The following is a 21984-nucleotide window of genomic DNA, read 5'->3' on the forward strand; positions in this document are numbered from 1 at the left end:
GAAACGGGCAGCGAAAGCAAGGGCGAGGCGAGAGCTGGCGTGCCGCAGGGCGAAGCGATTGCCATGCGGCGCGCCAGCTCTCCGCCGAACTCGATGAACCGCTCGTGCCGGGTCCCCGAGCAGGGAACTGCGCTCCGGGCTCCCGCCCGGCGGCACGCCGGGCAGCGCCCGACCCTCCCCCCGGGAGGGCGCTTCTGCAGCGCTTGCGCAGGTACGCCGGTCGGGATGGCGCGAAGTGCTGCGCGCAGGCCGGGCCGGGGCAGCGCCCAGCCGGGGTCGGGCGCTGCCCTTCGATCCTCGGTACGGGCGGGGGCAGGCGGACGGGAGAACATCAGCCATGGCGCAGCCTCGGGTTCAGCAGGGAATAGGTGAGGTCCACGGCGAGGTTGACCAGGATGAAGATCACCGCGAAGAGCAGCACGATGCCCTGGATCAGCGGCAGGTCGCGGTTGATCACCGCGTCGATGGCCATGTTGCCCAGGCCCTCGTAGGAGAACAGCCGCTCCACGATCACCGTGCCGCCGATGAGGAAGGTGAACTGCACGCCCACCAGCGTGAGCGTGGGCAGGGCGGCGTTGCGCAGCCCCTCGCGCAGGATCACCCGCAGCTCGGAATAGCCGCGCACCCTGGCGAGGGTGGCGTAATCGAGGTTCAGCACTTCCTTCAGGCTCTGCTTGAGCAGTTGCGCGATGATCGCGGCCAGCGGCAGGGCGAGGGCGAGCGCGGGCATGATCATGTGGCCCAGCAGGTCCGCCGTGAGGTCGAAGCGCAGGCGCAGGATGCTCTCGATCAGGTAGAATTGCGTGGCGAAGGGCAGGTCGAGCCGGGGCGACACCCGGCCCGAGATCTCCAGCACCGGCCAGAGCACGCCGAAGAGCAGGATGAGCACCAGCCCCCAGAGGAAATCCGGCACCGAGAGCGCGGCCCCGTTGGTGAGGTCCACCCCCGCCTCCAGCGCCGTGGAGCGGTGCCGCGCCCCGAAGATGGCGAGGAACCCGCCGAGCGCCAGCGCGATGAGGAGCGCGAGCAGGCTCAGCTCCAGCGTGGCCGGCAAGCGGCCCAGCACCAGCCCCGCCACCGGCTGGCGCAGCGAGATGGAGGTGCCGAAATCGCCCTGCAGCACGCCGCCGAGCCAGATGAGGAACTGCTCGGGGATCGAACGGTCCAGCCCGTAGAGCGCGCGCAGCCGCGCCACGTCGGCGTCCGAGGCGCCGGGGGGCAGCATCATCGCGATCGGGTCGCCCGGGGCGACGCGGATGATCACGAACACCACCACGGCCACGCCGAACAGCGTGATCACCATGGAGGCGAGGCGGGCAAGGAGGATCTTGAGGAACATCTGGGCCTTCACGGGCGAATGAGGCGGGAGGCACGGGGGGCCTCCCGCCCAGGGCGGCGCCAACCGGGGGCATGCCCCCGGACGGGGCCTCAGGCCGGGGTCATCAGCGCCGGCAGCAGCGCGCCGGAGGCATGCGGCACCACCTTGATGCCCGCGTCATGCACGATGGGCTGCACGTATTGCAGCAGCGGGATCACGTAGCACTCTTCCGCGATGTAGCGGCTCACGTCCTTCCATCCCTGGATGCGTTTCTCCTCGTCCTGCTCGCCCCAGAGCGGGATGATCCTGTCGATCAGGTCCTGGCTGTCCCAGACGGAATGCGGCGAGGGGCCGAACATGGCGAAGCCGGTGGAGGTGGTGGGATCGCCCACCGAGTTGCCCCAGTTGTAGAAGGCGGCGGGGGCGAGCTGGTCGGCGGCGCGCAGCTCGTAGTGCTTCGCGATCTCGTAGACCTCGATCTCCGCCTCGATGCCCACCTTGCGCCACATGCCCACGATGGCCTGGATCATCTCGTAATCCTTGGGCTTGAAGCCGCGGGTGGTCTGGATGGTGAAGGTCACCGGCTTGTCTGTGGAATAACCCGAGGCCGCGAGCAGCTCCTTTGCCTTCTCGGGGTCGTACTCGAAGGTGATGGAGGGGTCGTAGGCGGCGTATTCCGGCGTCTCCAGCGTGGCGAGCGGCACGCCGTAGCCGCGCAGCAGCCGGTCGATGATCAGCTGCTTGTCGATGGCGTGATGGGCGGCGAGGCGGACGTTCTTGTCCAGCATCACGTCGATGTCGTTGAGGAAGATCATCCCGATGTCGGAGATCGGATGCGCCTCGCCGGTCAGGCCGTCCTTGGCGATCAGCCGGTCATACTCTTCGTAGGGGATCTCCAGCGTGACGAGCGAATTGCCCGATTCCACCTCCGCCACCCGGCTGGCGGCATCGGTGACGAACTTGATGGTCACGGTCTCGAAGGCCGGCGCGCCGCCCCAGTACCCGGGGTTCGCGGTCAGCCGCACGAAGGCGTTGCGCTCGAACTTCTCCACCTTGTAGGGGCCGGTGCCGATGGGGGCGGCCTCGAACCCCTCCGGGCCCACCTTCTCGTAATAGGCCTTGGGCAGCACGTAGCCGGTGAGGAAGCTCATCCACTTGAAGATCGTCGGGTCGTATTCCAGCACGTCGCCGGTGATGCGGTTGCCCTCGATGGTGAAATTCCCGATCTTGGACCAGACGAACTGGATCGGGCTGCCGGTCTCCGGCTTCGCCGCGCGCTCCAGCGAGAACACCACGTCCTCGGCGGAGAAGGGCGCGCCGTCATGCCAGGTCACGCCCTCGCGCACCACCATGAAGACCTGCGTCCTGTCCTCGTTCCAGCCCCAGTCGGTGAGCAGGCCGGCATCGAAGGTGAGGTCGGGTTTCTGCAGGATGAACTGGTCGAAGACCGATTGGTAGATGCCCTGGATGGTGGGGTTCACCGCGGAGGGGCCGGTGGTGGGGTCCCAGGAGGGCAGGTTCACGTTGTAGGCGATGGTGAGGTCGCCGCTCTCCTGCGCCACGGCGGCCGAAAGGCCGAGCCTGCCAAGCGCCGAGAGCCCCACGCCGAGGCCGATACCGGTTTGCAGAAATGCGCGTCGTGTCTGGGTCATGTGCTGGGTCCTGTTGGTCAGTACGGGCCTCTCACGGGGGCCTTTGGGGGCAGTCTGGCGCGATTCCTTCATGTTTGAAAGATCAAACCTGAAGGGATCGCGGAGGGCTCACTTCCCGGCCAGCCGGGTGGCGGCCATGAAGCCGGAGGCAGCCCCGGTGCCGGCGCCGGGCCAGCTCGCCGCGCCGATCAGGTGCAGGGCCCTCACCGGGGTGCTCCAGTCCGCGTGGCCGCGCACGGGGCGGAACAGGAAGTTCTGGTCGAGGTGATGCGAGCCGCACACCTGGTCGCCCCCCACGAGGTTCGGGTTGCGCGCCTCCAGGTCCAGCGGGCTCTCCACGTGGCGGGCGAGAACATGGGCGCCGAGGCCCGGGGCATATTGCTCCAGCAGCGCCATGGCGCGGTCGGCATAGGCCTCGCGCACCTCCGCCCAGTCCGTGCCGGCGATTGCGCCGGCCGCGTCGCCGCGGATCCCGGCGGGCAGGGCGCGCACCTGCACCCAGAGCGTGTGCCGCCCTTCCGGCGCGCGCGACGGGTCGACCACCGTGGGCTGGCCGACGACGAGGATCGGCGCGCGCGGCAGCAGGCCGGCCATGGCTTGCGTGTAGACCGAGGCCATGTAGTCCAGCGAGGGGGCGATGTGCACATAGGCGAAGCGCTTCAGCTCCGCCTCCCGCCAGGGCGGCAGGGCGTCGAGCGCGAGGTGGATCATCATCGTGCCCGGCCCGTGGCGGAAACGGGCGAGCCCGGCGTCATAGCGCGCGTCGCCGCTGCCCTGCTTCAGCAGGCGGGCGAGGCCGCGCGGCGCGACATTGGCCAGCACTGCCTTCGCCGCCCGGGTGACCGTGCCGTCATCGAGCCGCACGCTCACCGCCCGGCCGTTCTCCACGCAGATCTCGGTGACTTCGGTGGAACAATGGATCTCGCCGCCGCGCGCGCGGATCATGGCGCAGAGCGCGTCGGTGAGCGTGCCTGCGCCGCTTGCGCCGATCACCATGCCGAAGCACTGGTTGGCCATCGCCTCCAGATAGGGGAAGACCGCGCCGCCGGCGATGTCCGGCGCGAAGTCGAGATGCATGCCCCAGGCGCCGAGCGTGGCGTGCACGCGCGGGTCATGGAAGGTTTCGGTAAGCCAGTTGCGCGGCGAGGCGGCGAGCAGGCGCACGAGGTCGGCCGTGCCGCCCGCGCCATGCGCCCGCCAGGCCTGCCAGCCCTGTTTGGCGAGCGCGCGCGGGGTCATCGGCGCGCCCAGCAGCCCGCCCACGGTGGCGGCCCGGCCGGGGAAGGCGGCGACCATGGCGCGCCAGGTGTCCGCGTCGCGCGAATCAGCGAAGCGTGCGAGGGTGGTGTCCAGGTCGGCGCTCACGCCGAAGAAGCCCCCCTCGGGGAAGGCGGAGGCGAAGGGATGCGCGGCCGGGGCGAAGGCCAGCCCATGCGATTTCAATTCATCCGCATATTTCGCGTGGAAGGCGGAGCCCGCGAACATCGACAGGTTCATCGCGGCCACGTCATGGCGGAAGCCGGGAAGGGTGAGCTCTTCCGTCTTCACCGCGCCGCCGGGTGTTTCCGCCCGTTCGAACACGCACACGCTCCAGCCGCTTGCCGCCAGATGCGCTGCGGCTGCCAACGAATTGAGCCCTGCACCCACCAGGATCGCGTCATATTGCATCTTCTCTCACCACCCCTGTTCTCGTTGCGAAATATGTTTGCATTTGCATATTTGTCTGTCTAGCCTTTCTTTCGGAAACCCCGCGCAGGCGGGGGCCCCTTCAGGAAGGATGGACCATGACCAACGCTGTAACAGCTCTCGCCGCCGGTCTGCTCGACGGTTCGGTGGAGGTGATCGACCTCGCCGCCACGCTCGGGCCCTCGACCCCGCTGCTCAAGCTGCCGCCGGAGCTTGCCGTCGACACGCCGAAGATCGAGATCCACAAGATCTCCGAGTATGACAAGGCCGGTCCGTTCTGGGCCTGGAACTGGCTCAAGATCGGCGAGCATTCCGGCACGCATTTCGACGCTCCGCACCACTGGATCACCGGGAAGGACTATGCCGACGGCTTCACCGACTCGATTCCGGTGAAGAACTTCGTCGCCCCGGTGAACGTGATCGACTGCTCCGGCCGGACGGCGGAGAACGAGGACTTCCTGCTCACCGCCGACGGCGTGAAGGCCTGGGAGGCCGAGCATGGCGAGATCGGTGCCGGCGAGTGGGTGGTGATGCGCACCGACTGGTACAAGCGCAACGGCTCGGAGGAGCGTTTCCTGAACGCGGACGAGACCGGCCCGCATTCGCCCGGCCCCTCGGTGGACTGCATCGAGTACATCCTCTCCAAGGGCGCCATCGGCTGGGGCACGGAGTGCATCGGCACCGACGCCGGCGCCGCGGGGGGCTTCGAGCCGCCGTTCCCGGCCCACAACCTGCTGCACAAGGCCAACAAGTACGGCCTCGCCAGCCTGTGCAACCTCGACAAGCTGCCGGCGAAGGGCGCGGTACTCATCGTCACGCCGCTGAAGATCGAGCAGGGCACCGGCTCGCCCGTGCGCGCGCTCGCGCTGGTCGCGAAGGGTTGAGGCGACGCATGCCCGGCACTCCGGATTACATCATCGTCGGCTCCGGCATCAACGCGCTGGTCTGTGCTGCCCTGCTGGGCAAGGCGGGCCGGCGGGTGCTGGTGCTGGAGCGCGAGGGCGAGATCGGCGGCTGCATGAAGACCGCCGAGATCACCGCCCCCGGCTTCGTGCATGACGTGATGGCGACGACCTTCGTGCTGTTCGTGACCTCGCCGGCCTACGCGGCCCTCGGCAAGGATCTCGCGCGGCACGGGCTGGAATTCGCGGGGAGCGCCACGCCCACCGGCGTGCTGCGCCCCGACGGATCGTCGCTCACCTTCCGGACGGATCGGGCAGCCAACATCGCCGCCTTCAACGCCGCGGCCGCGGGCGACGGGGACACCTATCGCACGCAGGTCGCGGCGACGGAGGCGGATGCGGGCCTGCTCTTCGGCCTGTTGGGCGGCGGGCTGTGGACCCGGGCGACCCTCAGGCTGCTGGCCCGCGAGGCGCTGAAGCGCGGGCCGCGCGGCCTGGCCAGCGTGCTCGGCGCCGCGATGACGCCGATGCGCTCCTGGCTGGAGAGCTCCTATCGCTCCGAGCTCACCCGTGCGCTCTGGGCGCCCTGGGGGCTGCATGCGGGGCTGGGCCCGGAGGCGGCCTTCTCCGGCCAGATGGGGCGCATCATCGCCTTCGCGCTGGAGGCGGCGGGCGCGCCGATCGTGAAGGGCGGCGCGGCCAATCTCACCGCCGCCTTCCGCCGGCTGATCGAGGAGCAGGGCGGCGAGATCCGCACCGGGGCCGACGTGGCGGAGATCCGCGTCTCCGCGCGTGCGGGCGGCGTGAACAGCGGCACGGCGCGGGCGCGCGGCGTGATGCTGGCCGGGGGCCGGGAGCTGCGCGCCGAGATCGGCGTCATCGCCTCCGTCACCCCGGACCAGCTCTACGGCCGCCTGCTGCCCGGCGGTGCGGAGCGCGAGCGTGCCGAGTACCGCTACGGCAAGGGCAATTTCCAGCTCCACTACGCGCTGAAGACCCCGCCGAAATGGCGCACGGAGGGGCTGTCGGAGGTCGCATTGCTGCACCTCACCCCCGGGCTCGACGGCGTGTCGAAAGCCTCCAACGAAGCCGAGCGCGGGCTCTTGCCGGCGGTGCCCACCATCTGCGTGGGCCAGCCCACGGCGCTCGACCCCTCCCGCGCCCCCGCGGGGCAGGCGACGCTCTGGCTGCAGCTCCCCGAGGCGCCGCGCCAGGTGAAGGGCGATGCGGCGGGCGAGATCGACACCCCCGCCGACGGCACCTGGACCGAGGCGCTGCGCGAGGCCTATGCCGACCGCGTGCAGGCCATCCTCGAGAGCCACATCGAGGGCTTCGCCGACAGCGTGATCGCTCGGAAGGCCTATTCGCCGGCCGATCTCGAGGCGCTGAACGTGAACCTCGTGGGGGGCGATCCCTACGGCGGGGCCTGCACCATCGACCAGTTCTTCCTCTGGCGACCGTTCAAGGGCAGCGTCAACCACGAGACCGTGGTGCGCAACCTCTGGCACATCGGCGCTTCCACCCACCCCGGCCCCGGTCTCGGCGGCGGCTCGGGCTACCTGCTCGGACGGAGGCTCGCATGATCGAGGATCTCGACGGCCGCACCGAAACCCTCGGCGAGATCGGCCTCAACCATTTCGCGCCCTACCTGATGAACCGCATCATGGGGCGCTACAACGACACGCTGCGCGGCGACCTGAAGGCAAACGGCCTCACCACGGCGCAGATGCGCGCGCTGGCCACGCTGGTGTCGATCGGGCCGGTGACGATCAACGAACTTTCGGTGCTCTCGGTCTTCGAACAGTCGACCATGAGCCGGACGCTGGACGCGATGGAGGCGGCGGGCTTCGTGCGCCGCGAGGCCTCCGAGACAGACAGCCGCGTGCGCCTCATCCACGTGACGGACGAGGGGCGGCGCACCTTCGAGAGCGCCTGGCCGGCGATGCACGCGGTCTATTCCGCGATGTTCGACGGCGTGGGCGCGGACGAGCGGGCGGCCTTCGTCGCCACGCTGCAGAAGATACTGCGCAACATCAGGCAACACGAGATCTGACCCCGTCCGCCTCACCCCAGGCAGGACGCTCAGGCAGGGAGACCCAGTATGGCAGAACGATCATTCGCCAAGGAAGTACAGAAGCTCCGGATGGGAGCCGGAGAGGAATTCTCCGGTGAGGGCATCCTCGCCATCACCAAGGCCCTGCTGGAGAACGGCGTGGGCTACGTGGGCGGCTATCAGGGCGCGCCGATCAGCCACCTGATGGACGTGCTCTCGGACGCGCAGGAGATCCTGGGCGAGCTGGGCGTGCATTTCGAGGCCTCGGCCTCGGAGGCCACGGCCACGGCCATGCTCTCCGCCTCGGTGCATTACCCGGTGCGCGGCGCGGTCACCTACAAGTCGGTGGTGGGCACGAACGTGGCCTCCGACGCGCTTGCCAACCTCGCCTCCGGCGGGGTGACCGGCGGGGCGATCATCATCTGCGGCGAGGATTACGGCGAGGGCTCCTCCATCATGCAGGAGCGCAGCCATGCGTTCGCCATGAAGAGCCAGGTCTGGCTGCTGGACCCGCGCCCCAACGTGCCGGCCATCGTGAAGAGCGTGGGCGATGCCTTCGCGCTCTCCGAGGCCTCCAACACCCCGGTGATGATGCAGGTGCGCATCCGCTGCTGCCACGTGCACGGCTCCTTCATCGCCTCCGACAACAAGCGGCCCGAATTCTCCGTGCGCGACGCGATGGAGAACCCGCGCCGCGACACCGCGCGCATCGTGCTGCCGCCGGCCTCCTTCCTGCATGAGAAGGAAAAGCTCGAAACCCGCAAACCCGCCGCGATCAGGTTCCTCAAGGACAACAAGATCAACGAGTTCCTGGGCGGGGCCACCGGCAAGGTGGGCATCGTGATGCAGGGCGGCATGTACAATGGCGTGATCCGCGCCCTGCAGCGCATGGGCCTCGCGAACGCCTGGGGCGACACGGACGTGCCGCTCTACGTGATGAACTGCGTCTACCCGGTGGTCGAGGACGAGTTCCTGGACTTCTGCGAGGGCAAGGACGCGGTGCTGATCGTGGAGGAGGGCCACCCGGACTACCTGGAGCAGAACTTCGCCCATATCCTCTACAAGGCCGGGCGCACCCTGCACCTGGGCGGCAAGGACGTGCTGCCCATGGGCGGCGAATACACCGGCAAGGTGATGCTCGACGGCATCTCCGCCTTCCTGCGCGACCATGCGCCGGACATGCTGACCGCCCCCCTGCGCGCGCCGAACCGGGAGGAGGACGCGGGCGATGTGCCGGACCTCACCGGCAAGATCCCCGGCCGCCCGCCCGGGTTCTGCATCGGCTGCCCGGAACGCCCGATCTTCGCCGCCACCAAGCTGGTGGAGGAGGAGATGGGCAAGCACCACATCTCCTCGGACATCGGCTGCCACCTGTTCTCCTCCATGCCGCCCTTCGAGCTGGGGGCGACGACGATGGGCTACGGGCTCGGCCCCGCCTCCGCCTCCGCGTTCCATGCCGACGGGGCGCGGCGCACCATCTCCTTCGTGGGCGACGGCGGCTTCTGGCACAACGGCCTCACCTCCTCCGTGGGCAACGCGGTGTTCAACAAGTCCGACGGCGTGATCATCATCGTGGACAACTTCTACTCCGCCGCCACCGGCGGGCAGGACATCCTGTCCTCCCGCGCCACGAACAAGACCAAGCAGACGCAGAATTCCATCACCTCCGCGGTGAAGGGCATGGGGGTGAAATGGGTGCGCCAGATCGACCACACCTATGACGTGGGCAAGATGCGCGCCACGCTGAAGGAGGCGCTCACCACGGACGTGGAGGGCCCGAAGGTCATCGTCGCCTCCTCCGAGTGCATGCTCAACAAGCAGCGCCGGGTGAAGCCGGAGATGACCAAGGCCATCAAGGGGGGCGAGCGGGTGGTCAAGCCCCGTTTCGGCGTGGACGAGGACGTGTGCACCGGCGATCACGCCTGCATGCGCCTCTCCGGCTGCCCCTCGCTTTCGGTGAAAACCCTCGACGACCCGCTGCGCGACGACCCCGTCGCCAGCATCGACCAAAACTGCGTCGGCTGCGGCAACTGCGGCGAGGTGGCCGATGCCGCCGTGCTCTGCCCCAGCTTCTACCGCGCCGATGTCGTCCACAATCCCAACGAGCGCGACCGGCGCCGCGACCGCTTCCGCAAGAAGGTGATCGGCTGGCTGCAGACCCGCCGCGAGAGCGGCCGCCTCGTGTTCCAGGAGGCCTGAGCCATGAACATGCAGGTTGATATCCCCGCGGACGCGGAGGCGAACCGCATCCTCAAGCTCGCCTGTCTCGCCGTGGGCGGGCAGGGCGGCGGCGTGCTGACGGACTGGATCGTGGCCGTGGCGGAGGCGAACGGCTATGTCGCCCAGTCCACCTCGGTGGCGGGCGTCGCACAGCGCACGGGTGCCACGATCTACTACGTGGAGATGACCAGGCACACGGACCGGCTGCCGGTGTTCTCGCTCAGCCCCTCGGAGGGGGACGTGGACATCCTGATCTCGGCCGAACTGATGGAGGCCGGGCGTTCGGTGATGCGCGGCTTCGTGACGCCGGACCGCACCACGCTCATCGCCTCCTCGCACCGCATCGCCGCGGTGTCGGAGAAGATCGAGCCCGGCGACGGGCGTGCGAACAGCGAGGAGGTGCTCACCGCCTGCTCGCTGGCCGCGAAACGCCTGGTGGCCTTCGACATGGAGACGATGGCGGTGCAGGCGGGCTCGGTCATCTCCGCCTCGCTGCTCGGCGCGCTTGCCGGCTCGGGCGCGCTTCCCTTCGCGCGCGAGGGCTACGAGGAGGTGATCCGCGCCTCCGGCCGCGGCGTGGAGGCGAGCCTGCGCGCCTTCACCCTGGCCTATGAGCGCGCCATGCGCCGCGACGAGAGCGGCGACGTGATCGAGATGGTGGCCGTGGACGCACCGGCCGCGCTGCCCGCCATCCGCGGCCCGGAGGCCATGCTGAAGAAATGGCAGGCGCTGGAGGCCCGGGTGCAGGCCATGCCCGCGCCGGTGGCCGAAATCGCCCTGCGCGGCCTGCGCAAGGTGGTCGATTTCCAGGACCTCGCCTATGGCGCGGAATACCTGGACCGGCTGGACAAGGCCCTGGCGCTGGAGCCGGCCGCGCGGGACCACGCGCTCTCCTTCGCCGCGGCCAAGCACCTCGCCAACGCCATGTGCTACGACGACATCATCCGCGTGGCCGACCTCAAGACCCGCGCGCACCGCTTCGCCCGGGTGCGCAAGGAGGTGGGCGTGCGCGAGGAGAACGTGCTCCAGCTCACCGAGTATTTCCACCCAAGGGCGGAGGAATTCTGCGGCACGCTGCCCGCCTTCCTCGGTGCTGCCATCGAGAAGCGCCCGAAGCTCTTCGCCTGGGTGGACCGGCGGCTGAACAAGGGCCGGCGCATCCGCACCGACAGCGCGCGCGGCTTCGCCATGCTGTGGCTGGTCGGCGGTCTGCGCCCGGTGCGCCGCCGCCTGCTGCGCCACCGCGTGGAGCGCGCGCATCTGGAGGAGTGGTACGCGCTCGCCCTCGCCACCGTGGCGTCGGACTATGCGCTGGCGGTGGAGATCCTGAACTGCCGCCGGCTCATCAAGGGCTACTCCGACACCCATGTGCGCGGGCAGTCCAAGTACGCCCGGGTGATCGGCGCGCTCGACATGCTGCGCGGCCGGGACGATGCCGCGGACTGGCTGCGCCGCCTGCGCGAGGCCGCCCTGAAGGACGAGAAGGGCGTGCAGCTGGACGGCGCGCTCAAGACCGTCGCCTCCTTCGCCTGAGGGAGAGGCAGGTGCGCGCGCCGATCCGACCGGCCCCGTGGCGACAGGCGCGGGGCGGACGCGCCGCCCGGCGCTCAGCCGGCAAGGGCGATGAGCAGCGCCTTCAGCCGGGTGCGGTCCGCGGCGGGGAAGCGCGCGAGCACCTGCGCCTCATGGTCCCGGGCCTGCTGCAGCAGGGGGGCGACGCGCGCGCGCCCCTCCGCGGTGAGCGTGACCAGCGCCAGCCGGCGGTCCGAGGGGTCGGAGCGCCGGCGCACCAGCCCGGCGCGCTCCATGATGTTGAGCGTCTTGGTGAGGCGTGGCTGGTCGAACAGCGTCTGCTGGGCCAGCTCGGTCACCTTCAGCCCCTCGCGCGAGGCGAGACAGGCAAGGATGCGCCACTCCGGCACCCGCAGCCCCTGCGCGGCCAGCAGGGTGTGGAACCCGGCGCTGGCCCGCGCGCTGGCGGCGGCAAGCAGGTAGAGCAGGTAATCGTCGGTGAAACCCGGGCTCAGCGGCCCCTGCGGCTCCGGGAGCGCGCCGGGCAGGGTGGCGGCATCGCCGGCAAGGCGGGCGGTCTCGGGCTGGTCGGCATCGGTCGTCAAACGTGTCCCCCTCGTCTCAGGGCCTGTCTACACAAGCGCCGGCGCCCTGTCGCGGATTTTCGAAATCACATTGACAGAGAGGGAATCGCTGTCAAGAATGCATGAAAATTCATGAAACATGAGCCAGCAGGAGAGATGCCAGTGACCAGCCTGACCATGAGGGTCCGCGAAATCCGCGAGGAGACGCCGCGCATCCGGTCCGTGGTGCTCGAGGCGGCGAGCGATGCTCCGCTGCCCGGGTTCGAGGCGGGGGCGCATGTGCGGGTGTCGTTGCCCGGCGGCGGCGACCGGGCCTATTCGCTGGTCGACCTGCCGCAGTGGCGCGACGGCCGGCACTACGTGCTGGGCGTGCTGCTGGAGGAGAACAGCACCGGCGGCTCCACCCACATGCACGGGCTGAAGGAGGGCGACACGCTCACCCTCACCGCGCCGCAGAATCACTTCGCCCTCGGCGACGGGCCGGTGCACCTGGTCGCGGGCGGCATCGGCATCACGCCGATCCTCTCCATGGCCGCGGCGCTGGAGGCGGCGGGGCGCGATTATGTGCTGGACTACTACGGCCGCGCGGAGGGCCATCTCGCCTTCCTCGCCGAGCTGACCGCGCTCTGCGGCCCGCGCCTGCGGGTGCATTACGACGATGCCGGCGCCGTGCCGCTGGCCGAGACGGTGGCCGCCGCGGCCGCATCGGGCGCGGAAATCCACGTCTGCGGGCCCAAGGGCATGATCGAGGCGGTGCGGGCCGCCGCCGGCGATGCGCCCGTGCGCTTTGAACTCTTCACCGCCGAGCCGGCGGACCAGGCGGGCGACGCGCCCTTCGAGGTGCAGGCCGGGCGCGACGGGCCCGTGGTCACCGTGAACCCGGGCCAGAGCATCATCGAGGCCCTGGAGGACGCAGGGATCGACGTCGTCTATGATTGCCAGCGCGGGGACTGCGGCATCTGCCAGGTCGACGTGCTGGAGGGCATCCCCGACCACCGCGATGTCGTGCTCTCCGAGGCGGAGCGCGAGTCCAATTCCGTCATCCAGATCTGCGTGTCGCGCTCCAGAAGCCCGCGACTGGTCCTCGACCTCTGACAGGGAGTTAGAACGTGAGCAAATACGCCAGCAATCCCGACGCGATCCGGGCCCTCGTCCACCCCGAGGAAGTGCACCGCGACGTGTACACCAGCCCGGAGGTCTTCGCGCTGGAGATGAAGCATCTCTTCGCCAACACCTGGGTCTACGTGGGCCACGCGAGCCAGATCCCCGAAAAGGGCGACTACATCACCACCGAGATCGGCGACCAGCCGGTGCTCGTGGTGCGCCACACGGACATGTCGGTGCATGTGCTCTACAACCGCTGCCCGCACAAGGGAGTGAAGATCGCCTCCGAAGCCTGTGGCAACACGGGGAAATTCTTCCGCTGCCCCTATCACGCCTGGTCGTTCAGGACGAATGGCAACCTGCTCGCCATCCCGCTGAAGAAGGGCTACGAGAACACCGGGCTGGAGAACACCGACGCGGTGAAGGGCCTCGCCCCCGTGGCCAATGTGAAGATCTACCGGGAGTTCATCTTCGCCCGGCTCAACGACACGGGCGAGAGCTTCGAGGCGTTCTTCGGCGACAGCCTCTCCTCCATCGACAACATGATCGACCGCTCGCCGGAAGGGAAACTGGTGCTGGAAGGCGCGCCGCTGCGCTACATGCACAACTGCAACTGGAAGATGCTGGTCGAGAACCAGACCGACACCTGCCACCCGATGGTGGCGCATGAAAGCTCCGCCGGCACGGCCGTCTCCGTCTGGGAGAAGGAGCAGGCCAAGGGCGGGCCGAAGCCGATGGCGGTGGAGGTCTACGCGCCCTTCATGGCGCCCTACGAGTTCTTCGAGGGCATGGGCATCCGCGTCTGGCCGCATGGCCACGGCCACACCGGGGTGACCACGTCCATCCACGCCGATTACTCCGCCGTGCCGGGCTATTTCGACCAGATGGTCGAGGCCTATGGCGAGGAGCGCGCCCGCGCCATCTTGGGCGAGAACCGGCACAACACGGTCTACTTCCCGCACATCATGATCAAGGGCCCGATCCAGACCATGCGCGTGTTCCGGCCCCTCGCCGCGGACAGGACGCTGGTGGAGAGCTACACCTTCCGCCTGGTCGGCGCGCCGGACATGCTGTTCGAGCGCACGCTGATGTACAACCGGCTGATCAACGCGCCCACCTCCATCGTCGGCCATGACGATCTGGAGGTCTATGAGCGCGCGCAGAAGGGCCTGGCCTCCGACGCGTTGGAATGGGTGAACGTCCAGCGCCTCTACGAGCCGGGCGAGCGCCATGACGTGACCGAAACCGCCAACGGCACATCGGAGCGCCAGATGCGCAACCAGTTCGCCGCCTGGGTGCATTACATGACCCTGGACATGGCAGAGCCCGCCCGCGTGGAGGCCGCAGAATGACCACCGACACCCTGACCCGCCTCACGCCCGACACGGTGACCGAGGCCGACCTCACCGCCTTCATCTACCGCGAGGCGCGGCTGCTCGACGAGCTGGCTTACGAGGACTGGCTGAAGCTCTACGCGCAGGACGCGCATTACTGGATGCCCGCCGAATGGCAGCAGACCGACCCCCGCCTGCAGGCCTCGCTGATGTACGAGGACATGCTGCTGCTGCGCATCCGCGTGGAGCGGCTGGCCGGGGCGCGCACCTTCTCCCAGAAGCCCAAGAGCCGCTCCCAGCACCTGCTGCAGGCCCCGCAGGTGGATGAGATGAACCCGGCCGCGAACCTGTTCCGCACCTGGACCTCGTTCCATTACGTGGAGACGCGCGGCGACGAGAAGGAGTTCTTCGCCGGCTGGGCGAAGCACGAGATCCGGGTGGAGGAGGGGGCGCTGAAGATCGCGCTCAAGCGGGTGGACCTGCTGAACTTCGACGCGCCCTTCGGCAATATCCAGCTCTTCATGTGAGGCGAGAGAGAATGCGAACCGACGAGACCGTCGCCGTCCGGCTGGCGGAAACCGCTGCCCGCCATCCGGACCGCCCTTTCCTCAACGTCCTGCCGGAGACCGCGGCCGCCTATGGCATCGCGCCGGGCGAGATCACCTATGCCGAGGCGGCCGCGAAGGTGGCAACACTCACCCAGGCTTACCTCGACGCAGGCCTCGGCGGCGACGGCGGGGTGGACCGGGTGGGGCTGCTGCTGCTCAACCGCCCGGAGTTCGTGTTGCATTTCATCGCGATGAACGGCGCGGGCATCTCCATGGTGCCGATCAACCCGGACCTGCGGGCGGCCGAGCTGGAATACCTCATCTCGCACTCGGAGATGAAGCTGGCCGTGGCCGTGCCCGAGCGCCAGGACGACCTGCGCAGCGCCGCCGCGGCCATGGACATCGCCCTTCCGGTGATCGGGCCGGATGAGCCCATCCCCGCCTTCGGGCCGGCGAAGGCGGCGGCCACGCCCTCCTCGGAGAGCGAGGCCGCGCTGCTCTACACCTCCGGCACCACCGGCCAGCCCAAGGGCTGCGTGCTGCCCAACGAGTATTTCCTCGTCTGCGGCGAGTGGTACCGCGACGTGGGCGGCCTCTCCGCCGTGCGCGAGGAGCCGGCGGAGCGCATGCTCACCCCCCTGCCGGTGTTCCACATGAACGCGCTCGCGGTCTCGCTGATGGCGATGATCACCGTGGGCGGCTGCCTCACCGTGCTCGACCGCTTCCACCCCCGCACCTGGTGGCAGAGCGTGCGCGAGAACCGTTCCACCTGCTTCCACTACCTCGGCGTGATGCCCTACATCCTCATGGGCCTGCCGGAGAACCCGGCGGACGCGGAGCATGGCGCGCGCTTCGGCTTCGGCGCCGGCATCGACCCCACGCTGCACGCGCCCTTCCAGGAGCGCTTCGGCGTGCCGCTCATCGAAGGCTGGGCGATGACGGAGGTGGGTGTCTCCGGCTCCATCACCGACGGCCGGCCGGACCGCGTGCCCGGCCGCGCCTGCATCGGCCGCCCCTGGGAGGGGGTGGAGACCAAGGTGATCCGCGAGGACGGCTCGGAGGCCGATGTCGACGAGCCGGGCGAGCTGCTCATCCGCCGCTCCGGCCCGCGCCCCGGCATGGGCTTCTTCCGCGAGTACCTCAAAAACTCCGAGGCCACGGCCGAGGCCTGGGCCGGCGGCTGGTTCCACACCGGGGACATCGTGCGGCAGGACGCGGAGGGGGATTTCTTCTTCGTCGACCGGCGCAAGAACGTGATCCGCCGCTCGGGCGAGAACATCGCCGCGGTGGAGGTAGAGAGCGCGCTCGTCGCCCATCCCGCCATCCGCTCCGTGGCCGTGGCGGCGGTGCCCGACGCGGTGCGCGGCGACGAGGTGATGGCGCTGATCGTGCCGGCCGAGGGCTATGCGGGCAGCGCGGAGCTTGCCGAGCAGATCACCCGCTGGTGCCTCACCCGGCTCGCCTATTACAAGGCCCCGGGCTGGACCGCCTTCGCCGGGGAACTGCCGCTCACCGCCACCTCCAAGATCCAGCGCGGGGTGCTGAAAACCCTCGCGGCGGAGCTGGTGGAAAGCGGGCAGGCGCATGACACCCGCGCCCTCAAGAAACGCGACGCGGCGGCATGAGCGCACGCTCCGTCCGCAGCTACGAGGATGTGGTCATCGCCGTCCCCGTGTCCGTGCCCTACGTGCGCTACTCACAGGAGAGCGCGCACTGGTGGGTGGCCGCGGCGCTGCGCGGCCTGGTGAAGGGGGCGGGCATCGCCCCCTCCGACATCGACGGCTTCACCGTCTCCTCCTTCTCGCTCGCGCCGGACACGGCGGTGGGCCTCACCCAGCATCTCGGCCTGTGCCCGCGCTTCCTGGAGCACATCCCGATGGGTGGCGCCTCCGGGGTGATCGCGGCGCGGCGCGCGGCCCGCGCGGTGCAGGCGGGGGACGCGGAGATCGTCGCCTGCGTGGCGGGCGACACCAATCACATCGACAGTTTCCGCAGCCTGCTCGGCGCCTTCTCGCGCTTCGCGATGGAGGCGTCCTACCCCTATGGCGCCGGCGGGCCGAATGCGAGCTTCGCCCTGCTGACGGACGGCTACATGCGCCGCTACGGTGCCACGCGGGAGGATTTCGGCCGCATCTGCGTGGCGCAGCGCGCCAACGCGCTCACCTATCCGCAGGCCATCATGAAGAAGCCGCTCACGCTGGAGCAGTACATGGCCGCCCGGCCCATCGCCGACCCGGTGCACCTGTTCGACTGCGTGATGCCGGTGGCCGGCGCCGAGGCCTTCCTGGTGATGCGCGAGGAGACGGCGAAGGAGCGTGGCCTCGCCTATGCCCGGCTCTCGGGCGCCATCGAGCGCCACAATGCCTTCCCGGAGGACCCGCTGCAACTGCGCGGCGGCTGGGAGCGGGACGTGGCCGATCTCTGGTCTGCCGCCGGCTGCCGGCCGGACCAGGTGGATCTCGTCCAGACCTATGACGACTACCCGGTGATCGTGATGATGCAGGTCGAGGACCTCGGCCTCTGCGCCAAGGGCGAGGCGCCGGAATTCCTGCGCGGCCATGACCTCACCAACGCAGGCACGCTGCCGCACAACACCTGCGGCGGCCAGCTCTCGGCCGGGCAGGCGGGGGCGGCGGGGGGCTTCATCGGCTTCGTGGAGGCACTGCGCCAGGTGACGGGGCAGAATCTCGCAGCCCCGGTGCCGGGCGCGCGGCGCGCCCTCGTCTCCGGCTTCGGCATGGTGAATTACGACCGCGGGGTGTGCACCGCCGCCGCCGTTCTGGAGGCCGCATGACCGAGCGCACCCCCCTGGCCCCGCCGCCGCGCAAGGACCCGACGGCCGTCACCCGGCTGGCGCATCGCCCGCCGGGCATGCCCAGTCGCGCCGGGCTGTGCTTCGCCGCCCATGCCGCGCGCGGCACCTTCGCCCTGCAGGAGTGCACGGAGTGCGCGGCCCGCCTCTGGCCGCCGCGCGACGCCTGCCCGCACTGCCTCTCGGCCGACATCCCCTTCACCCCGGCGCCCGTGGGCGGCGAGGTGATCGCGCAGACCACCGTCCGCGTGACGCATGAGCTGTTCTACCGTGATCGCGGGCCCTGGCGCGTGGGCACTGTGAAGCTCGACTGCGGCCCGGTGGTGACCGCGAACCTGCACCGGGACGTGGCCACCGGCGCGCGGGTGCGGATGATCGCCCGGCTCGACCTTGCCGGCACGCCGCTGATGATGGCCCTGCCGGAACAGGAGACCCCGCTCATGGACGAGGACCCCGCCCTGCGCACCCTCACCGCCCATCCGCGCCACCGCCGGGTTCTGGTCACCGACGGGCGCAGCGCCCTGGGCCAGGAGCTGGCCCGCGCCCTGCTGAAGGCCGGGGCCGCGAAGGTGTTCCTCGGCGTGGCCGAGGGCTGGAAGCCGCTGCCCGGGCGTGACCGGCTGGAGGCAGAGGCGGGCATCGACATCGTGCCGCTGGACCTCACGGACACGCGCTCGGTCGTCGATCTCGCCGGCGCCATCGGGGGCAAGACCGACATCGTGGTGAACACGGCCGATCACGTGCGCCCCGGCAGCGTGATGGGCCAGAGCGTGGCCCTGGCGCAGGAGGCGTTCGAGACCAATGTCTTCGGCCTCCAGCGCCTCGCGCAGGTGTTCGGGCCGGCACTGCTGGGCCGGGCGAACGACGGGCTGAACAACGCGGTCGCCCTCATGGATGTCACCCCGGTGCAGGCGCTGTCGAACTGGAATGTCTACGGCATGCACTCGGCCTCCGCCGCGGCCCGGCTCTCGGTGCTGCAGGGGCTGCGCGCGGAGATGCGCGAGGGCGGCATCCGGGTGATGAGCGTCTTCGCCGGGCCGATGGACGATGACTGGCACCAGGCGGTGCCACCGCCGAAGCTCGCGCCCCGCGCCGTGGCCGCCGCGGTGGTGGCGGCGCTGTGCGAGGGCATCGAGGAGAGTTTCGTGGGCGACGTGGCGCAGGACGTCTTCGCCCGGTTCCGCGCCGACCCGAAGGTGCTCGAGAGGGAGTTGCAGCGATGACCGGCGTTCTCGGAGACCTTGCCCTCGCGCTCGCCAGCGGCGCGGTGGAGGTGGTGGACCTCACCCATGCGCTCACCCCGGATTTCCCGGTGATCGTGCTGCCGCCCGAGTTCGGGCAATGCGCGCCCTTCCGCATCGAGGAGGTGAGCCGCTACGACGCCCGCGGCCCGGCCTGGTACTGGAACAACATCTCCATGTCCGAGCACACCGGCACGCATTTCGACGCCCCCGCCCATTGGGTGACCGGGCGCAACCAGCCCGGCGGCACGGTGGACGCCGTGGGCCCGGAGCGGCTGGTGGCCCCGGTCTGCGTGCTCGACATGTCCGGCCCCTCCACCGAGGACCGGGACTTCATCATGACCGCCGATCACGTGGCGGCCTGGGAGGCGGAGCACGGCGCGATCCCGCCCGGCGCCTGGGTGCTGATGCGCACCGACTGGGCGAAGAAGGCCGGCAGCCCCGCCTATGTGGGGCTGGAGGCCGACGGCGCGCATTCGCCGGGCCCGGACGCCTCGGCCATCGAGGCGCTGCTCGCGCGCGGCATCATCGGCTTCGGCACCGAGACCGTGGGCACCGACGCAGGCCAGGGCGCGCATCTCTCGCCGCCGTACCCGGCGCATTCGCTGCTGCACGGCGCGGGCAAGCTGGGCCTGCAATGCCTCGCCGGGCTCGATCGCCTGCCGCCGAAGGGCGCGATGCTCATCGCCCCGCCGCTGAAGATCGCGGGGGGCTCCGGCAGCCCGCTGCGCGTGCTGGCACTTGTTCCCAAGGAGGGGTCATGACCCATACCGTTCTCATCACCGGCACCAGCTCGGGCATCGGCGAGGTTCTGGCGCGCGAGATGCTCGACAAGGGCTGGAAGGTGATCGGCCTGGCCCGCCGCCGCGCCGGCTGGGAGCACCCGGAGTTCGACCAGATCTCCGTCGACCTGCTGGACCCCGCCGCGGTCGCCGAAGTGGCCGAGGGGCTGAAGGGCCGGGGCGTGAGCCATGTGGTCCACAACGCCGGGCTGATCTATCCCAATCTGGTGGGGACGCGAAGCCGGAAGAGCTCGCCGCCCTCACCCAGCTCCACCTCGCAGCCCCTCTGGTGCTCACCCAGGCGGTGCTGCCGGAGATGCGGCGAAGTTCGGCCGCATCGTCTTCGTCACCTCGCGCGCCGCGATGGGCGTGCCCACGCGCAGCGCCTACTCGGCCACCAAGGCCGGCGTGCACGGCATGATGCGCACCTGGGCGCTGGAGCTCGGGCCCGACGGCATCACCGTGAACACCGTGGCGCCCGGCCCGATCCTCACCGACAATTTCTGGGGCATCGTGGACAAGGGTTCCGAGCGCGAGAAGCGCATCGGCGAGCAACTCCCCGTGCGCCGGCTGGGCACCTCGGAAGACGTGACCCGCGCCGTGCAGTTCTTCGCGGACCCGGCGGCAGGCTTCGTCACCGGACAGGTGCTGTTCGTCTGCGGCGGGGGCAGCCTCGGCGGCCTGTCGCTCTGACGCAGGGGCGGCGCGCCCGGCCATCGCGCCGCGGCGGGGCCTCGGCCGGCTCCCCCTCCCTCGGGGCGCTTCCCCCTCAGCCCTCCCGGCGGAACGCCCGAACGCCGCATGTAAACCCCGGGGGCGTGGATCTCGTGCCCCGAGGGGCGCATGACCGTCGTCGCGCGGGGGCGGAGGGCTCAGGCGTCGCCGCGCAGCTGGTCCACAACGGCCTCGCGGTCGATCAGGGACCACACCTCGGACACCCGCTCCTGCGTGACGGTGTAAACACGTTTTCCGCGAAGCACACCCGCCGGCCGTTCACGGGCAGGCCGAGGAACCCCGCCTTCGGGTGGCAGTCGAACCAGAGCCGGGCCGCCACGACAGGCGGATCGGCCGCCAGCAGGCGGACCTCGAAGCGCAGGTCCGGGATCGTCGCGACATCTCCCTCCAGCATGGCCCGATAGCCGGCGAGGCCCAGCGGCCGGCCGTTATGGCGCACCGAGTCGCCGACGTACTCCCCCAGCCGCGCCCAGTCCCGCGCATTCAGGCAGGCGATGTAGCCGTGGTAGAGCGCGGTGAGGGCCGCCGGGTCCATGCCGGCCGCCTCAGCTCAGCGCCGGCGACAGCCGGTCCACCAGGTCATGTGCGGTGAGATCGGCGCGCAGGGGCGTGACGGTGATGTGGCCCTCGAGAGCCTCGCGCGCGTCGGTGCCGGGCGCGGAGCTCGCGTTGTCATGGCCGTGGGTGAGCCACAGGTAGGTGCGCCCGTTCGGCGCCACCTGCCGCTCCACCCCGAAGGTGGCGGAGGCGCGGTGGCCCTGGCGGGTGGCCTTCACGCCCCGGACATCCCCGGCCGGGCAGGGCGGGAAATTGATGTTGTAGAACACGCCGTAGCGGGTTTCCTCCCAGATGTCCGCGGCGAGGATCTGGCGGATCACCCGGGCGCCATGCGCGCGCGCGGCCGCGAACGGGTCCTCCAGGTGGCGGTTCTCCGGCCCGAAATACTGCGACATCGCAATGGCGCGGCGCCCCTGCAGCGCGGCCTCCATCGCTCCGCCGATGGTGCCGGAATAGAGCGTGTCCTCGGCCACGTTGTGGCCCCTGTTCACGCCGGAAAGCACGAGGTCCGGCTGGCAATCGGCCATCACCTCGTAGAGCCCGGCCATCACGCAATCCGCCGGCGACCCCTCCACGGCATGGCGGCGCGGCCCGAGCGGCTCCAGCCGCATGGGGCGGATGTAGGACACGCAATGCCCGACGCCGGATTGCTCGAAGGCCGGGGCGACGACCCAGACCTCCCCGTCGGGCCCGGCCAGCTCATGCGCGATGGCTTCCGCCGCCTCCAGCCCGGGGGCCGAGATTCCGTCGTCATTGGTGATGAGAATGCGCATGTCCTGCTCCTTCTGGGCTGCCTTGCCGTCTTAGGGGGCGGGGCGGAGCGCGTCCAGTCCGCGGGGCAAACAGGCACTTTGCAAAGCCGGACCGGTCCTGTAAGCAGCCTTCGATGCCCCAGCCGCGCCCGGCGCGCAGCGCTTCCGGCCCCGTAGCTCAACTGGATAGA

General features: G+C 70.1%; 19 protein-coding genes and 1 pseudogene. 14 read left to right on the forward strand and 6 right to left on the reverse strand.

The window, feature by feature from the left end:
• Positions 1 to 331: 331 nt before the first annotated feature.
• The 3 genes from FDP22_RS13240 to FDP22_RS13250 form a co-directional block, all read right to left on the reverse strand.
• Positions 332 to 1339, reverse strand: a complete 1008-nt coding sequence (locus tag FDP22_RS13240) for an ABC transporter permease (protein ID WP_138574333.1) — start codon at positions 1337 to 1339, stop codon at positions 332 to 334.
• A gap of 89 nt (positions 1340 to 1428) precedes the next feature.
• Positions 1429 to 2970: an ABC transporter substrate-binding protein gene (locus FDP22_RS13245; RefSeq protein ID WP_138574335.1), complete on the reverse strand. Its 1542-nt coding sequence runs from the start codon at positions 2968 to 2970 to the stop codon at positions 1429 to 1431.
• Between the two features lie 108 nt (positions 2971 to 3078).
• Positions 3079 to 4638, reverse strand: coding sequence for a phytoene desaturase family protein (locus FDP22_RS13250; RefSeq protein WP_138574337.1), 1560 nt, complete (start codon positions 4636 to 4638; stop codon positions 3079 to 3081).
• A gap of 116 nt (positions 4639 to 4754) precedes the next feature.
• Here FDP22_RS13250 and FDP22_RS13255 point away from each other — a divergent pair, with 116 nt between their 5' ends.
• Genes FDP22_RS13255 through FDP22_RS13275 form a run of 5 tightly spaced genes read left to right on the forward strand, consistent with a single transcriptional unit; the run spans position 4755 to position 11364 of the window.
• A complete protein-coding gene (locus FDP22_RS13255) occupies positions 4755 to 5540 on the forward strand; it encodes a cyclase family protein (RefSeq protein ID WP_138574339.1) in 786 nt (261 codons plus the stop codon).
• An 8-nt stretch (positions 5541 to 5548) separates the two neighbouring features.
• Entirely contained in the window at positions 5549 to 7141 is a 1593-nt protein-coding gene (locus tag FDP22_RS13260; RefSeq protein ID WP_138574341.1) for a phytoene desaturase family protein, read from the forward strand.
• Positions 7138 to 7611 (forward strand): MarR family winged helix-turn-helix transcriptional regulator, encoded by a 474-nt coding sequence (locus FDP22_RS13265; protein WP_138574343.1) that lies wholly within the window; start codon positions 7138 to 7140, stop codon positions 7609 to 7611. Before FDP22_RS13260 ends, FDP22_RS13265 begins: the two co-directional genes overlap by 4 nt.
• A 48-nt stretch (positions 7612 to 7659) precedes the next feature.
• A complete protein-coding gene (locus FDP22_RS13270) occupies positions 7660 to 9810 on the forward strand; it encodes a thiamine pyrophosphate-dependent enzyme (RefSeq protein WP_138574345.1) in 2151 nt (716 codons plus the stop codon).
• A gap of 3 nt (positions 9811 to 9813) precedes the next feature.
• Entirely contained in the window at positions 9814 to 11364 is a 1551-nt protein-coding gene (locus FDP22_RS13275; protein WP_138574347.1) for an indolepyruvate oxidoreductase subunit beta family protein, read from the forward strand.
• A 74-nt stretch (positions 11365 to 11438) separates the two neighbouring features.
• Here FDP22_RS13275 and FDP22_RS13280 read toward each other — a convergent pair whose 3' ends face one another.
• Positions 11439 to 11948, reverse strand: a complete 510-nt coding sequence (locus tag FDP22_RS13280) for a MarR family winged helix-turn-helix transcriptional regulator (protein ID WP_239031770.1) — start codon at positions 11946 to 11948, stop codon at positions 11439 to 11441.
• A gap of 135 nt (positions 11949 to 12083) precedes the next feature.
• On the opposite strand from FDP22_RS13280, the gene FDP22_RS13285 reads away from it, so the two are divergent.
• From FDP22_RS13285 to FDP22_RS25170, 9 genes and pseudogenes are all read left to right on the forward strand, one after another.
• On the forward strand, positions 12084 to 13022 hold the full coding sequence (locus FDP22_RS13285) for a PDR/VanB family oxidoreductase (protein ID WP_138574349.1): 939 nt from the start codon (positions 12084 to 12086) through the stop codon (positions 13020 to 13022).
• 14 nt (positions 13023 to 13036) lie between these two features.
• Entirely contained in the window at positions 13037 to 14383 is a 1347-nt protein-coding gene (locus FDP22_RS13290; protein ID WP_138574351.1) for an aromatic ring-hydroxylating dioxygenase subunit alpha, read from the forward strand.
• Positions 14380 to 14892, forward strand: a complete 513-nt coding sequence (locus FDP22_RS13295) for an aromatic-ring-hydroxylating dioxygenase subunit beta (protein WP_138574353.1) — start codon at positions 14380 to 14382, stop codon at positions 14890 to 14892. The genes FDP22_RS13290 and FDP22_RS13295 overlap by 4 nt, the downstream gene beginning before the upstream one ends.
• An 11-nt stretch (positions 14893 to 14903) precedes the next feature.
• A complete protein-coding gene (locus FDP22_RS13300; protein WP_138574355.1) occupies positions 14904 to 16538 on the forward strand; it encodes an AMP-binding protein in 1635 nt (544 codons plus the stop codon).
• A complete protein-coding gene (locus FDP22_RS13305) occupies positions 16535 to 17707 on the forward strand; it encodes a thiolase family protein (RefSeq protein WP_138574357.1) in 1173 nt (390 codons plus the stop codon). The genes FDP22_RS13300 and FDP22_RS13305 overlap by 4 nt, the downstream gene beginning before the upstream one ends.
• On the forward strand, positions 17704 to 18948 hold the full coding sequence (locus FDP22_RS13310; RefSeq protein WP_138574359.1) for an SDR family NAD(P)-dependent oxidoreductase: 1245 nt from the start codon (positions 17704 to 17706) through the stop codon (positions 18946 to 18948). The genes FDP22_RS13305 and FDP22_RS13310 overlap by 4 nt, the downstream gene beginning before the upstream one ends.
• Positions 18945 to 19730, forward strand: a complete 786-nt coding sequence (locus tag FDP22_RS13315) for a cyclase family protein (RefSeq protein ID WP_138574361.1) — start codon at positions 18945 to 18947, stop codon at positions 19728 to 19730. The genes FDP22_RS13310 and FDP22_RS13315 overlap by 4 nt, the downstream gene beginning before the upstream one ends.
• A 59-nt stretch (positions 19731 to 19789) precedes the next feature.
• Positions 19790 to 19900 (forward strand): annotated as a pseudogene (locus FDP22_RS25165) (hypothetical protein); the annotation flags it as partial.
• A gap of 217 nt (positions 19901 to 20117) precedes the next feature.
• Entirely contained in the window at positions 20118 to 20441 is a 324-nt protein-coding gene (locus tag FDP22_RS25170) for an SDR family NAD(P)-dependent oxidoreductase (protein WP_277884135.1), read from the forward strand.
• Positions 20442 to 20664: 223 nt separating this feature from the next.
• Here FDP22_RS25170 and FDP22_RS13325 read toward each other — a convergent pair whose 3' ends face one another.
• Positions 20665 to 21018 carry an ester cyclase gene (locus tag FDP22_RS13325; protein WP_239031772.1) on the reverse strand — a complete coding sequence of 118 codons (354 nt, stop codon included), beginning with the start codon at positions 21016 to 21018 and terminating at the stop codon, positions 20665 to 20667.
• A 10-nt stretch (positions 21019 to 21028) separates the two neighbouring features.
• Complete coding sequence (gene surE, locus FDP22_RS13330; RefSeq protein WP_138574367.1) at positions 21029 to 21814, reverse strand: 5'/3'-nucleotidase SurE; 786 nt, start codon at positions 21812 to 21814, stop codon at positions 21029 to 21031.
• Between the last annotated feature and the right edge of the window lie 170 nt (positions 21815 to 21984).

It is taken from the genome of Paroceanicella profunda (genome assembly GCF_005887635.2).
GTDB lineage: Bacteria > Pseudomonadota > Alphaproteobacteria > Rhodobacterales > Rhodobacteraceae > Paroceanicella > Paroceanicella profunda.

What these genes read in the sequence shown, in the direction of transcription:
- FDP22_RS13270 (WP_138574345.1), top strand. Translation starts at nt 7,660, where the DNA reads ATGGCAGAACGATCATTCGCCAAGGAAGTACAGAAGCTCCGGATGGGA.
- FDP22_RS13245 (WP_138574335.1), bottom strand. Translation starts at nt 2,970, where the DNA reads ATGACCCAGACACGACGCGCATTTCTGCAAACCGGTATCGGCCTCGGC.
- FDP22_RS13305 (WP_138574357.1), top strand. Translation starts at nt 16,535, where the DNA reads ATGAGCGCACGCTCCGTCCGCAGCTACGAGGATGTGGTCATCGCCGTC.
- FDP22_RS13300 (WP_138574355.1), top strand. Translation starts at nt 14,904, where the DNA reads ATGCGAACCGACGAGACCGTCGCCGTCCGGCTGGCGGAAACCGCTGCC.
- FDP22_RS13310 (WP_138574359.1), top strand. Translation starts at nt 17,704, where the DNA reads ATGACCGAGCGCACCCCCCTGGCCCCGCCGCCGCGCAAGGACCCGACG.
- FDP22_RS13255 (WP_138574339.1), top strand. Translation starts at nt 4,755, where the DNA reads ATGACCAACGCTGTAACAGCTCTCGCCGCCGGTCTGCTCGACGGTTCG.
- FDP22_RS13240 (WP_138574333.1), bottom strand. Translation starts at nt 1,339, where the DNA reads ATGTTCCTCAAGATCCTCCTTGCCCGCCTCGCCTCCATGGTGATCACG.
- FDP22_RS13295 (WP_138574353.1), top strand. Translation starts at nt 14,380, where the DNA reads ATGACCACCGACACCCTGACCCGCCTCACGCCCGACACGGTGACCGAG.
- FDP22_RS13275 (WP_138574347.1), top strand. Translation starts at nt 9,814, where the DNA reads ATGAACATGCAGGTTGATATCCCCGCGGACGCGGAGGCGAACCGCATC.
- FDP22_RS13260 (WP_138574341.1), top strand. Translation starts at nt 5,549, where the DNA reads ATGCCCGGCACTCCGGATTACATCATCGTCGGCTCCGGCATCAACGCG.
- FDP22_RS13325 (WP_239031772.1), bottom strand. Translation starts at nt 21,018, where the DNA reads ATGGACCCGGCGGCCCTCACCGCGCTCTACCACGGCTACATCGCCTGC.
- FDP22_RS13315 (WP_138574361.1), top strand. Translation starts at nt 18,945, where the DNA reads ATGACCGGCGTTCTCGGAGACCTTGCCCTCGCGCTCGCCAGCGGCGCG.
- FDP22_RS13285 (WP_138574349.1), top strand. Translation starts at nt 12,084, where the DNA reads ATGCCAGTGACCAGCCTGACCATGAGGGTCCGCGAAATCCGCGAGGAG.
- surE (WP_138574367.1), bottom strand. Translation starts at nt 21,814, where the DNA reads ATGCGCATTCTCATCACCAATGACGACGGAATCTCGGCCCCCGGGCTG.
- FDP22_RS13250 (WP_138574337.1), bottom strand. Translation starts at nt 4,638, where the DNA reads ATGCAATATGACGCGATCCTGGTGGGTGCAGGGCTCAATTCGTTGGCA.
- FDP22_RS13265 (WP_138574343.1), top strand. Translation starts at nt 7,138, where the DNA reads ATGATCGAGGATCTCGACGGCCGCACCGAAACCCTCGGCGAGATCGGC.